General features: G+C 31.1%; 11 protein-coding genes and 1 other annotated feature. Of the genes, 1 reads left to right on the top strand and 10 read right to left on the bottom strand.

What is annotated here, in order from left to right:
- The first annotated feature begins 142 nt into the window (after positions 1–142).
- The gene (locus tag I6U51_RS05625; protein WP_178908592.1) at positions 143–469 is read left to right on the top strand and encodes a hypothetical protein; all 327 of its coding nucleotides are present in this window, start codon (positions 143–145) and stop codon (positions 467–469) included.
- A gap of 106 nt (positions 470–575) precedes the next feature.
- Here I6U51_RS05625 and I6U51_RS05630 read toward each other — a convergent pair whose 3' ends face one another.
- From I6U51_RS05630 to I6U51_RS05675, 10 genes are all read right to left on the bottom strand, one after another.
- Entirely contained in the window at positions 576–824 is a 249-nt protein-coding gene (locus tag I6U51_RS05630) for a hypothetical protein (RefSeq protein WP_211141680.1), read from the bottom strand.
- Positions 796–954, bottom strand: a complete 159-nt coding sequence (locus tag I6U51_RS05635; RefSeq protein WP_211141681.1) for a hypothetical protein — start codon at positions 952–954, stop codon at positions 796–798. Before I6U51_RS05635 ends, I6U51_RS05630 begins: the two co-directional genes overlap by 29 nt.
- A gap of 459 nt (positions 955–1,413) precedes the next feature.
- Positions 1,414–2,619, bottom strand: coding sequence for a tyrosine--tRNA ligase (gene tyrS / locus I6U51_RS05640; protein ID WP_211141682.1), 1,206 nt, complete (start codon positions 2,617–2,619; stop codon positions 1,414–1,416).
- 81 nt (positions 2,620–2,700) lie between these two features.
- Positions 2,701–2,968: a binding site (T-box leader), on the bottom strand.
- A gap of 129 nt (positions 2,969–3,097) precedes the next feature.
- Positions 3,098–5,188 (bottom strand): sensor histidine kinase, encoded by a 2,091-nt coding sequence (locus I6U51_RS05645; protein ID WP_211141683.1) that lies wholly within the window; start codon positions 5,186–5,188, stop codon positions 3,098–3,100.
- Between the two features lie 271 nt (positions 5,189–5,459).
- On the bottom strand, positions 5,460–7,307 hold the full coding sequence (locus I6U51_RS05650) for an APC family permease (RefSeq protein WP_211141684.1): 1,848 nt from the start codon (positions 7,305–7,307) through the stop codon (positions 5,460–5,462).
- A gap of 177 nt (positions 7,308–7,484) precedes the next feature.
- The gene (locus I6U51_RS05655) at positions 7,485–9,149 is read right to left on the bottom strand and encodes a glycoside hydrolase family 13 protein (RefSeq protein ID WP_211141685.1); all 1,665 of its coding nucleotides are present in this window, start codon (positions 9,147–9,149) and stop codon (positions 7,485–7,487) included.
- Complete coding sequence (locus I6U51_RS05660) at positions 9,146–10,105, bottom strand: ROK family protein (protein ID WP_211141686.1); 960 nt, start codon at positions 10,103–10,105, stop codon at positions 9,146–9,148. The genes I6U51_RS05655 and I6U51_RS05660 overlap by 4 nt, the downstream gene beginning before the upstream one ends.
- Positions 10,095–10,901, bottom strand: a complete 807-nt coding sequence (locus I6U51_RS05665; RefSeq protein ID WP_211141687.1) for an endonuclease/exonuclease/phosphatase family protein — start codon at positions 10,899–10,901, stop codon at positions 10,095–10,097. Before I6U51_RS05665 ends, I6U51_RS05660 begins: the two co-directional genes overlap by 11 nt.
- 1 nt (position 10,902) lies before the next feature.
- Positions 10,903–12,585 (bottom strand): PTS transporter subunit IIBC, encoded by a 1,683-nt coding sequence (locus I6U51_RS05670; RefSeq protein WP_211141688.1) that lies wholly within the window; start codon positions 12,583–12,585, stop codon positions 10,903–10,905.
- A 246-nt stretch (positions 12,586–12,831) separates the two neighbouring features.
- Positions 12,832–13,836, bottom strand: coding sequence for a LacI family DNA-binding transcriptional regulator (locus I6U51_RS05675; protein ID WP_211141689.1), 1,005 nt, complete (start codon positions 13,834–13,836; stop codon positions 12,832–12,834).
- Positions 13,837–13,846 lie beyond the last annotated feature (10 nt).

Consider the following 13,846-nt stretch of genomic DNA (forward strand, 5'->3'; position numbering starts at 1 on the left):
GAAATACATATTGACAAAAACAAATAAAAAAGGTATAAATGTTACTGTCTATACTAATGGTATTGAGACCAATATACTCCAGTATATGAACCATATTATAAGCTTAAAATACTATTAATACAATAAAAAGAGGGGGGCTAAAATGAAAACATTTCAGACTCTTATTAATGAAACTTTAGAAGCTGAAGATTTAGAAGAATTAGAAGCAGCAGCAGACTTATTTCAATTTGGTGTTGAAAAAGGATACTACAATAAGAGGCAAGCAGTTGAATTTAACAATACCTATTGGAAAGTTAAAAATAGGTGCTTAGCTTTTGAAGTAGGCAATGAAGTAAAAGCAAATAAATTAGATATTATTACTATAGTTTCCAATGCTCCAAATGATATAAAGGATAATAAATCTGAGCTTCTTAACTATGTAAACGGACGCTTAAAAGCATTAAAAGGTAAAATAAGTGGTATTAAGTAATTTATATGTTGCTGCTAATATATAGCAACGAAATAACCTCTAATTTAATAATTAATTAAATTAGAGGTTATTTCAATTCATTATACATTATATTTTATATTCCTAGTTAGCTTACCATCAAACTTCTTGTTATTCTGCCTATTTTAGCATCAATATATCTACCTTCTATTTGGTTTTTGCTCCATTTTACTTCATCAATTTTTATAACTAATTCGCAACAGCTATTCTCTAATTTTTTTATAGGATACTTTTCTGCATTATAATTTTTTTGTAGTTCATCTAAATATTCTTGTAAATTATCATATTCTTTCGTCAATTTAGAATATTTACTTTTTTCCGTTATTAATGCTTTCATACATTTTCTTTTTACAAATTCCAATTTCTTTTTTAGATTTGTCAATTTCACTTTTTCTTTTCTCAATTCTTATCGTACATTTACCAATACAATCCTTCATCGCATCCAAGCTACTAATATATACATCCATAATTTTTTCTAACTTTCTAACTGAGCTATATAGATAGTCTTGAGTTTTATTCTTCTTTAAAAAATGTTCATACTATCTCCCCTCTATAATTAATAATATTTATATGAACATTGTATTTTTTTAACATAACTTCAAATAATAATCTTTAATCCAACTGTACATTTTGTATATCATATAATTTATCCGATGTCTACCGCCACTAATACCCCAACGCACTCTGTGAAAGCGATTCGCCCCAAATCAGCACTCTGTGTAAGTGACTATCACCAAATCACAGATTTGGGATATCTACTTAAGATTTTGGCTCTCTGCTTTTCTTAAAGTTGGGGATAAGTGGCGCTACGACCCTGGATAACGGCTTCTAAGCTTCAGATGGAGGTTAAATGCCTAAATGGCATTTAACGGGCAGAATTGCCCAGTGGTCGTAGACAAAACTCCACCTTAAGCTAAGAATCCTGTTTATGCTTCTTTTAATACTTTAACAAACTTTCGCTTTCCTACTTGAATTATATCCTCATTTTTCAGAGGTGTATTCTCAAAATCTGAAACCTTTTCTCCATTTACCCTTATTCCTCCTTGAAGCATTAATCTCTTTGCCTCACTCTTGGACGGTGCAAGCTTTGATTTAGTAATAATATCTATTATATTTTCACCTTTTACTATATCCACACTAGGTATATCTTCAGGAATTTCATTATTTTGAAAAACATTTTTAAAATTAGCTTCTGCTGCTGATGCTGCTTTATCACCGTGATATAATATTACAATTTCCTTTGCCAATCTCATCTTAACATCTCTTGGGTTATCCTCATTAGTTTCAAGCATAGCTTTTATTTTATCAATTTCATCTGGATGTATATCAGTAGCTAATTCAAAGTATTTTATTATTAATTCATCAGGAATTTGCATAACTTTAGTGTAAATTTCTTCTGCACTTTCGTTTATTCCAATGTAATTTCCAAGACTTTTACTCATTTTTTCTTTTCCATCTATTCCTTCTAATATTGGCATAAACATAGCTATTTGGCTTTCTTGATTGTATTCTTTTTGCATAGTTCTTCCCATCAAGATATTGAATCTTTGATCAGTTCCTCCTAATTCAATATCCGCCTTTAATTCTATTGAATCATAGGCTTGCATTAAAGGATAAAAAAATTCATGTATTCCAATACTAATTTGATTGTTAAATCTATTTTTAAAATCTTCTCTTTCAAGCATTCTTGCTACTGTTAGTTTTGAAGCAAGTTCAATTACATCTCTAAAATTCAGCTTGCCTAACCATTCACTATTAAATCTTACTTCAGTTTTTTCTCTGTCTAAAACTTTGAATATTTGTTTTTCATAAGTCTTAGCATTTTCAATTACTTGTTCTTTAGTTAATTGCTTTCTTGCCTTAGACTTTCCTGTAGGATCACCTATCATTCCTGTAAAGTCACCTATTATTATGACTGCCTTGTGACCCAAATCTTGAAGCTGCTTAATTTTTCTTAAAACTACTGCATGCCCAAGATGAATATCTGGTGCACTTGGGTCAAGTCCCAATTTGACTACTAAAGGTCTATTTTCTGTTTGTGATTTAATTAATTTTTGTTCTAATTCCTCAACATTAATTATCTCAGCAGCTCCTTTTTGTATAATTTTAATTTGTTCCTTAACACTTATCATATAAACTCCTCCTTTATTTTAATCGATTATATAATTTAAAAAATATATTTAAAAATAAAAAAACTCCCATCCTTATAAATATATAAGGACGAGAGTGTATTCCCGTGGTACCACCTTCATTTATTAATACCTCACAGTATTAACCTTTTCGAGTACAATGCAATATCACATGATACTCTATCCTTTTAACGGTGGAAAGGATCCGTCAACAGCCTACTTCTTTCAAAAATGAAAGGTTTGGTGTGATGCTCAGAGATGTATTCAGAATACTTTTCTTTGCTCCCTCTCAGCGCCAGGAACTCTCTGTAAAAAATATATATATCTTACTTCTTCTCTTCGTAGCTTTTAATAATTTAGTTTTAAATATTTTACCATAATTATACACTAGAGTCAATGGTTTAAAATATAATTATAAGTTATCATTAGTATATCTTATATGATATACTATTATTCATTTATGAAAGATATGATATTAAACTTATGAATATATATCAGAAAACTCAATACTTACTTTCTCATTTAAATTATACTCTAAAGCTGACGTGCTGCTAGAATAGTCTTTGCAAAATTCTGTTGCAGGCAGCTCTATAATAAATTCACTTCCGAATCCTTCTTCACTTATTAATGTAATAGTTCCTTCGTGAAGCTCAATAAGAGACTTTACTAATCCTAATCCAATACCACTTCCCTCTCTATTTCGAGTGAAGGACTTGTCTACTTGTTTAAATCTATTAAATACAAAAGGCTGCTGATCCTTTGGAATTCCTATTCCATTATCCTTTATAGATATGATTACAGCGTCTTTTCTATCACAAACATTAACAAATATCGTTCCATTTTCTCTTCCAAACTTAACCGCATTCGATAGAAGATTTAAAATAACCTTTTCTATTGCTTCTGGATCAAAATCTAAATATTTCTCTTCAATTTCTGTATCAAATATCAATGTCATATCCTTTGATTCTATATATGAAGAAACGGATAATGAAATATCTTCAACAGTAGAAACAATATTACTATAGGATAAATTCAACTTCAAAAATCCAGAGCTAATTTTCGTTGAATCAATTATATTATTTGTTAACCTTGATAGCCTATGACAATTTTGTTTTATTATAAAATTATACTTTTCCATAGTTTCATCTTTAAACTTTATATCCATAACTTGTAAGGCACTATATATTACATTTAAAGGAGTTCTAAATTCATGAGATAGGTTCGCAAAAAACTCTGTTCTAAGCCTTTCATTTTCACGGGCTTCATTTAATAATCTTGCAGTTTTCTCAGCTTTTTTTCTTTCAGAAACATCATATATAACTGTTATAAATATATTCTCCTCTTTAATCATAATTGAGCAACTTTTTAACTCAACATCAATTATTCTGCCATCTAATGTAGTTAATCTATATTCAACAAAATCAAAACTATTTTTTACTCCTCTTCTTTGTCCATCTAATCTATAATTTAACTCTTCTAAGCATTCTTCACAGATAAAGTCAATGGGCAATTTCCCTACTAGTTCTTTTTGATTTTCTGCTCCAAATAATTCAACAGCTGAGTTATTGGCAAAAATTATTCTATCATCAGTTCTCAATATAACCGCATCAGGCAAAAACTCTAAAAGTCTTTTATACATATCTTTACTAATCTCAAGCTCCTTCTTTATTTCTTCTAACCTAAATTTTTCTTCATTTAACTTATTAATTGCCTTTTCTAAATCAAAAGCTTTTAATTTCAACTCTAGATTTCTCATATTTAGTTTACGGAACAACATATCAAAAGGAGTATTCAATACTTCTGCTACTAAAGCTTTGTATAAAAAATAATATGATATAAACTTTAAGATATGTGCTATAAAACTAAAATCATTGTAAACGGAGTCGGTATAAATAGTTACGAATCTTATTGATATTGTTATAAGTGCATATATAATCATATAAAAGGTAATTTTAGTACTAAAATAATTTTTACTTTTTATCAATAAGTAAATAAATACTATCATATTAAAAATAATTATATATTCGCACTTATTTTCAAGACTAGTTAGTCCTGAGCCATATACAAAAAAATTTGGTAGTAAAGTTGTATTAACAATTATGTATACCAGAAAAATAGAACTTAATGCATAACAATAAAATACTAAATAAGGCTTTATTTTTTTATGTAAAAATATAAACGATATAATAAGCGAAAAGCCTTCCATAAGTCTATATATCATATTAAACTGCAAAGATATGTTGATTGAATCTTTTGAGCCGCTAAATATGCCGGCAAAAGCTGCACCATGAAGAAAGTTAAAGGAAGATGCGAAACCATACATAATTCCTAGATAGGTAAAATAATTGTTGCAAGATATTCTATAGGTGTTAATCGCAATAATGCTTAACCCAAAACAAACAGCTGTATTCAGCGTTTCTATAGTACTATGAAAAAAGATATAATTTTTCTTTTCTGCATAAAGAACGAGTAAAACAGTACTAATAAGAATTATGACTTTATGAAAATTTAGTTTCCTTATAGGTTGAGTTGAATTAAAAATATCATAAGATTTTCTCGAAGCAGATTCCATAATACACCTCCCGAATACATTTTTACTATAATATTCTACGACATACAAAAAAAACCTGCTTAATTTGATTTTTTTTTATTTTTTTCTTCAAATAAATGTTAATTTGTAAAAATTTCGATACTTATTTTAACATTTTGCAATAATTAAAGTTACTTGAATTACTTATTTGATCTTTTAAACATAAATTTATATTTGTTAAATATAAAAAGATATGCAAAATATCTTCTATTTTCGCATATCTTTCATAAGGAGAATATCAGCAGTATCATGGTTATTTTTCATCTTCGCCTAAATGATAAGGATGAGTTGTAATTATAACATTTTCGTTTCTCAATAAGGTTTCCCTAATAAAGAAACTAGTATGATTGTGCAGAAATTCTCCCCACCATTCGTGAACTATAAATTCAGGTAGCACAACTGTTATTTTTTCGTTTTCTCCCGCAGCTTCTGCTATGTCACTTATATACTTGATTAATGGTGTAACTACAGCTCTGTATGGTGAGTACTTTGAAACTAAAAGTATATCTGTATTCAATTCCTTCCACCTAGTCTGAAGTTTCTCCATTGCCTCTTTACTTGTAGAAACATTTAAGGCTATTACATCTGGTGTAATACTTCTTGCATATTGCAATGCATTTAACGCAGCCTTGTTTATGCTTTCTATAGGCACTATCATTATATGAGTAAATTTTCTGTCTAACTGAGATTCTGCTAATTCATCACGATTAGTCCTCAAAAAGTCTGCCACACGATTGTAATGTCTCTTAACCCTTGTCATACCTAAGACAATTAAAGGAATAAGTATTGCAACTATCCAAGCACCTTCAGCAAATTTTTCAAAAGTAATTATCAGTGTTGTGATAATTGTTATAAATGCACCAAATCCATTAATAAATGCGCGCTTTTTCCATCCTGGTTCTTTTACACTTCTCCAGTGAATAACCATACCTGTTTGTGCTAAGGTAAAGGATAGGAAAACACCAACTGAGTATAGTGGTATTAATCTATGCGTTGTGGCATTAAATATAATAACAAGCACACATGCTACGAAAGATAGTGCTACTATACCTGTAGAAAAGCTTAGTCTTTTTCCTCTTATAGTAAATTGTCTAGGAGCAAAACCATCCTTTCCTACTACATACATAAGCATTGGAAATCCTGTAAAAGCAGTATTACATGCCATAAGAAGTATTACAGCAGTAGTAAATTGTACAACATAGAACATAAAGGTTTTACCAAAAACACCATATGCAATTTGTGCAATTACAGTAGGATATCCTACTGGAACTGCATGATAAAATCTCGCAAGTAATGAAGTTCCTCCAAATATAAATAATATTAACGCAGACAGCAAAACCATAACGGTTATTGCACTTTTTTGTCTAGGTTCCTTAAAGTTTGGAACAGAGTTGCTAACTGCTTCTAAACCTGTTAAGGCCGAACATCCTGATGAAAAGGCTCTTAAAATCAAAAATATACTTACAGCTCCAGATGCCTTTATTTGTTCATTTACCATAGGAGTTGGAGCTCCATGTATTGAAAATTTTATCATGCCATATATAATCATAAAGATCATACTTAATATAAATAAGTAGGTTGGGATACTGAAAATTTTCGATGATTCACTTACCCCTCTTAAATTTAAAATGGTTAATATCGTTATCAGTCCTACAACTAAAGCAACTGTGTGTCTTCCTAAGCTTGGAAATGCGGATACAATTGCAGCAACACCTGAGCTAGCACTAACAGCTACCGTAAGAATATAGTCAATCAGAAGCGAAGCACCAGCAATCAAACCTGCTTTTACTCCTAAATTCTCCTTTGCTACTACATAAGCACCTCCACCCTGTGGGTATGCTCTTATAATCTGTATATATGACACTGTTAGTATTATTAAAAGTCCTATAATCATCAGAGAAACCCATCCCAGCCAAACATAGGACATTAAGCCTATTACAGCTATCAATACATAAAGAATCTCCTCCGCTGCATAGGCTACCGATGATATTGCGTCGCTAGCCATGATTGCAAGTCCAAAAGGGACATTGTATTTTTCATGTGCCTGTTGTTCATTTGCCAGAGGTTCACCGATTAATACATCTAGAAATTTTCTTATCATGTTATCTCCTCCGCTCGGTAAATTTAATATTCAAATTAGTATATAATACCATAATTGACAAATCTACTAATATTATTAGTTTTTTCGCAAAATTTTATCCAGTATATAATCTTTTATTATAAACTAAAAGCTGTATATAAAAGCATATTATTTTGCTTTTATATACAGCTTTTTTAGTTACAACACTCTATAGACCCTTGCCTCATATGGTTTTAATACAAAACTTGTTATATAATCATGCTTATATACATCATAATTGCACAATAATAAATTACCATATGATAACTTTATATCTTTATGATAATATATAGATTCCAAGTCTGATAAATTGCATATGACTATAACCTTTTCTCCACATAAAGTACGAGTATATGCATAAATTTGCTCATTCTCCTCTAAAATCAAATCATAGCTGCCATATGTAAATATATCATTTTGCTTTTTAATAGAAATCATTTTTTTATAAAAATTCAGTATAGAATTTGGGTCTTGTAGTTGTTTTTCTACATTAATCTCTTTGTAATTTTGATTAACTCCAATCCAGGGATTAACCGTGGAAAATCCTGCATTCAATGATTTATCCCATTGCATAGGAGTCCGGGAGTTATCTCTTGATGATGGCCATATAATCTCCATTATATCTTCATGACTCATTCCTTGCTCCTTTTTAATAGCATACATATTCTGAGTCTTTACATCATTGTACTCTTCAATTCTCTCAAATTTAACATTTGTCATACCAATTTCTTGGCCTTGATATATAAAGGGTGTACCCTGCATCATAAAATACATTACCGCTAATGCAGTAGCACTCTCACGCCAGTATTCTCTATCATTACCCCAGGTAGATACAGCACGAGGTATATCGTGGTTTTCAATGTATAATGCATTCCATCCTTTATTTTCTAATCCCTTTTGCCATTTTGATAAAATCTTTTTTAAGTTTACAAGATTAAGTTTATTAGTTGTTCCATCATCCCATAAATCTAAATGTTCAAACTGAAATATCATATTAAACTTTCCATTTTTATCTCCAACCCAAAGCTCTGCATCCTCGACCTTTACACCATTAGCTTCGCCAACAGTCATAATATCATACTTATCAAAAGTACTTTCCTTTAATTCCTTAAGATATTTATGAATTCCCTTTACATTCATATGTTTTTCAAAGGATGGTACATAATCTAGTCTCTCTGGATTATGCATATCTTGCAATCCATCCTCTTTTTTTATATGACTTATTGCATCAACACGAAAGCCATCAATACCCTTATCTAACCACCAGTTAATCATACTATAGATAGATTCACGCATTTCTCTATTTTCCCAGTTTAAATCTGGCTGCTTTGCTGAAAACAAATGCAGATAGTACTGCTCTGATGATCCATCATATTCCCAGGCAGAACCTCCAAAAATACTTTCCCAGTTATTTGGCTCATTTCCGCCTTTGCCATCACGCCATATATACCAATCACGTTTTGGATTATCTTTTGAAGATCGAGACTCAATAAACCATGGATGTTCGTCACTAGTATGGTTGATAACCAGATCAATAATAAGCTTCATACCACGTCGATGAACTTCCTTCATTAGTTTATCAAAATCATCCATTGTACCAAATTCCTGCATAATATCTTGATAATCACTAATATCATAGCCATTATCATCATTTGGCGACTTATACATTGGACAAATCCATATTACATCAATTCCTAAGTCTTTTAGATAATCTAGCTTAGAAATTATACCCTGTAAATCACCTATTCCATCGCCATTAGAGTCCATAAAACTCGCGGGGTATATTTGATAGGCAATGGCTTCTTTCCACCAAATTTTCTTCATATAGTATCTTTCCTTTCCATTATAGCAAGAGCAATAGCCCCTATAACTCCTGCATCAGTTCCTAATGCCGCAGGTACTATACTTGTGCTTTTCCACATAGACTCAAAACATCTATCCTTGACTACTTCATTTATCTTATCAAAGACTATTTGTCCCCCCTTTGAAACTCCACCACCAATTATAACTACCTCTGGATCAAAGGAGGTGATTACATTAGCAACACATATCCCAAGGTAATTTAAAGCTTTGTTAAGTACCTTTTGTGCTAATTCATCCCCTTTTTCCGCTTCTTTAAATACCTCAAAGGATGTTACCTTTTCATAATGAGCTAAAGAAGTTTTTTCCTCCTTTTTTATTGCTTCATTTGCAGCTTTACCTATAGCTGTACCTGAGGCTAAAGCCTCTGCACAACCGTAGTTTCCACAATTACAGCGAGGACCATCTTTTTCTAAAGTCATATGTCCTATTTCCATGGCATTACAGGTATTTCCCCTATATATTCTTCCATTTAGTACAGCACCACCACCTATACCAGTGGAAACTGTTATAAACACCATATTATTTATACCTTTTCCAGCTCCAAAAACATACTCACCAATAGCTGCTACATTAGCATCATTGTCTAAGTAAACTGGAATATTGAATTTATCTTTTAAAGATTTAACCACATTAAAATTCCTAAAAGGAAGATTTGGAGCAGTAATAATTTTTCCTTCTTTTACGTTTAAAATCCCTGGACATCCTATTCCTATAGCTAAAACATCATCCTTATTAACCTTAGATTCCCCTAATACCATTTCTCCTACAGATATTATCCCCTCTAATACTGCCTCTTCTCCATCTTCTGCTTTTGTAGGAAGTGTATACTTTGCAATTATATCTCCATTAAAATTTGCAAGAGCTCCATTTATCTTTGTTCCACCTAAATCAATTCCTATGATATATTTATTTTCCATAATAATCACTCCTTATTTCTACCTCTACTCCATAATGATCTGACACTACCATACTATTAATACCATTAAATATTACTTTAGAGTACTTAACATCTACTTTTTTATTTGCTAATATTAAATCTAATCTCAAATCATTTTTATTCTGATCCCAACCATCTATATTTCCTTTTACCGTTATTCCACTATCCTTTTCCTTATCAATAGAAAAGGTATCATATAATCCCTTTTCTATTAAATAATCATATCCTTCTCTTTTTATAAAAGCATTATTATTAAAGTCTCCCATAAAAAATGTCAATTTGCCCTTCTCTATTCTGCTCATCAATTTATCCACCTGATCTTTAAAAGGCTCCTCTTCATCATTCCACCATCCTAAGTGACAGGAATAGAAATCTATAAGCTTTTTATCAATTCTTATAGATGCACCAACAACCTTTCTAGTCTTCCAAAAACTTAAGTCTCTACTCCTACTGACGAAGAAGTAGTGTTCTTCTTCGATTTTATGTTTAGTAAGAATACTTACTCCTTCTTCATAGGTTTCATAGCCTATATGTGAAAAATCCCAAAGCATTTTATATTTATTGCATCCCAGTTTACCTAATTCTTTTATTAAAACTAAAGCAAAATTGTCCTTTTTTATATTTTCAAAAATTTTTTCTTCTTTTATAGATTGATTTACTTCTTGAAGAGCAATTACATCATAGTCTTTTTCATATATGGTTCTTGCAATAATTTTTATTTTTTCTTCTTGATTACTTTCCATCCAAGAATGACAATTTAAAGTTAAAAGTTTCATATTAGACCCCTAAAATATCTATTATATTGGATTTTATAATATCAGCTTTTGGTCCATATATAGCTTGAACGCCTTTATCTTTTATTATTAGCCCAATAGCTTTATTATCTTTCCATTCCTTTTCTTTACCAACTAACTCTATGTTTTTAACTGTTACACGTAGACGAGTCATACAAGCATCTACATCTACTATATTATCTTTTCCACCTAATAATTTTATAGCGTTATAAGCTATTTCGTCATTTATTGCAAAGGCAGCTTCATTCTTTACTTCTGAATTTTTTTCCTTTGAATTATTGCTGTTTTCAACAATATCTACATCATTACCAGCACGGCCTGGTGTAGGGATATTAAACTTTTTAATCATAAAGTTAAACATGAAGTAGCTTACAAATAAGAAGGCTACTGCTACTAGAACAAAACTTATTAAATCCTTTGTTAGCCCTGCATTTACCATCATTGGAGTACGAGCTAATAATTCTATAAAACCAAAGGCATGAACACGTAAGTTAATTAAATCTGCCATTGCAAAAGCAATCCCTGTAAGTATAGCATAAGCTCCGTATAAAATAGGTGAAGTAAACATGAACATAAATTCAATAGGCTCTGTAACACCTGTTAAAAACACCGCTAATGCTGCTGAAAGATACATAGATTTATACTTTGCTCTTTTTTCCACATCTACATTTCTATACATTGCTACAGCTGCACCTATTAGCGTCGCAGTAGAGGTTATTACTTGACCCGCCTTGAAACGTGCAGGATGCACTGTTGCAAGTAAATTATTATAACCAGCCATGTCTCCTGCCGCTTTTAAATTATTTAAATCAGTAACCCAAGCCAACCATAATGGATCTTGTCCAGATACAATCTGTCCTATTTTATCACCAGTTAGTATAGTATAATTTCCTCCAAGAGGAGTATAATTTATTGGAATTGTTATTAAGTGATGTAATCCAAAAGGTAATAATAAACGTTCAAGAGAACCATACACAAAGGTAGATATAAAGGGTGCACTATCCTTTGATGTAGCTATCCATTTTCCAAAGTTATTTATTCCAGCTTGCACAACTGGCCAAAATACGGCAAGTACTGCTGCAAAAACAAGTGATTGTACTATAACTACGAAAGGTACAAAACGCTTTCCATTGAAGAATGAAAGTGAATTAGGTAGCTTGTCATAATTGTAATACTTATTATATAATGCTGCTCCTAAGAAACCTGAAATTATACCTACAAACACACCCATATTTAGAGCTGGTGCTCCAAGTACTGATATAAAGTAATCCTTAACTAAAAGCTTGCCACCTAAAATATTTGTTACAACTGCATTAGGATCTGCAAGCATTGCTGATGATACCCCAAATATTGCTCCTGTAATACGATTAATAAGTATAAAAGCTATTGAAGATGCAAAAGCACCACCAGCACGTTCCTTAGCCCAGGAACCTCCAATCGCCACTGCGAATAATAAGTTTAGATTAACTATTATTCCCCAACCTATATCTTCAACTATGTGCCCAACAAGATTAATAATTGCTGAACCTCCAAAAAATATTCCTAAAACCTTTCCTAAAGAAATCATAAGTCCTGCAGCAGGCATTACTGCAACAACTACTAATAGCGCTTTACCAAATTTCTGCCAAAAATCAAATGAAACTAACTTAGCTTTTTGTAATGACATCTTCTTCCTCCCCAATCTTAAATAATTATAAACTATTGCTTCAACTCATGCAAACGTTACTCATCATTTTTATATTATTTGCGCAAACGTTTGCCTATGGTTAAATTATATTTTTAAATGAAAAGGTTGTCAATACACATTGCTTAAATTAATTATAATTTCACCAATAAGGCATATGAATACTTACTCTTCTTTTTTATTTCTGATAAAATAGAAATTGCTTGTACAGTATAGTACAAGCAATTTTTATTTTTTTACAGTTGATTCTCGTTCTATTAAATTAGTTTCTATGATGTAATGCGTTTCTTTTATTCTATTCTGTAGCCTATCAACCAATAACTTTGCAGCGTAATATCCTATTTCCCTTGAATTAATATCCACTGAAGTTAAAGATGGCTTTTGATATTCTGCCAATGGATTGTTATTAAAGCCTACTATGCTTATGCCTTTAATATTGTTCTCTACTAAATAGGAATTAACTCCAAAAGCGAGAAGGTCATCTGTAGTTACTATTGCCGTAGGAATCTTTATATCTAATATTGTTTTCATCGCTTCGTAACCTAAATCTTTTTTAAAAGCGCCAACCTCTATAATAGTAGTTTCATCAACATCAACACCATGAATTTTATGTGCTTGTTTATATCCACTTAATCTATCTTTAGATACATTTAACTCACTATTAGCTCCAATAAAAGCAATTTCCTTATGTCCTCTACGCAGTAATTTACTAACTACATCATACATAGCATGAAAATTATCATTATCTACCCAAAGCACATTTTTTGTATCTTCAGGTCTTCCAATTACTACAAAAGGGAACTCTATTTCCTGAAGATATTTTATACACTTGTCCTTAAAACGAGCTACAGTAAGAATTATTCCATCAACTAAATTACTGTTAACATAATTCCTTATAGACTCTTCTTCCTCTTCTTCTGTCTTACAAAAAGTATACATTATATAATATCCTGACTTTTTGGCATAAGCACTTATGCCTGTCATAACCTGTATAAAGAATGGATTCTTAGATAAGTCCTCTGCTTCACTTGGTAATACTATGCCTATAACTTTAGTCGCCTTATTGGTTAAGCTTCTAGCTATTATATTAGGATGGTAATTTAGTTTTTTTATTGCATCATTAACTCTTTTCTTTGTTTCCTCACTTATCCTAGGGTTTTCAGCAATAACTCTTGATACCGTTGATGGAGAAACATTTGCTTCTCTCGCCACATCTTTTATTGTGACACTCATGCAATTCACA

It is taken from the genome of Clostridium aciditolerans, from assembly GCF_016316925.1.
Lineage (GTDB): Bacteria > Bacillota > Clostridia > Clostridiales > Clostridiaceae > Clostridium_AM > Clostridium_AM aciditolerans.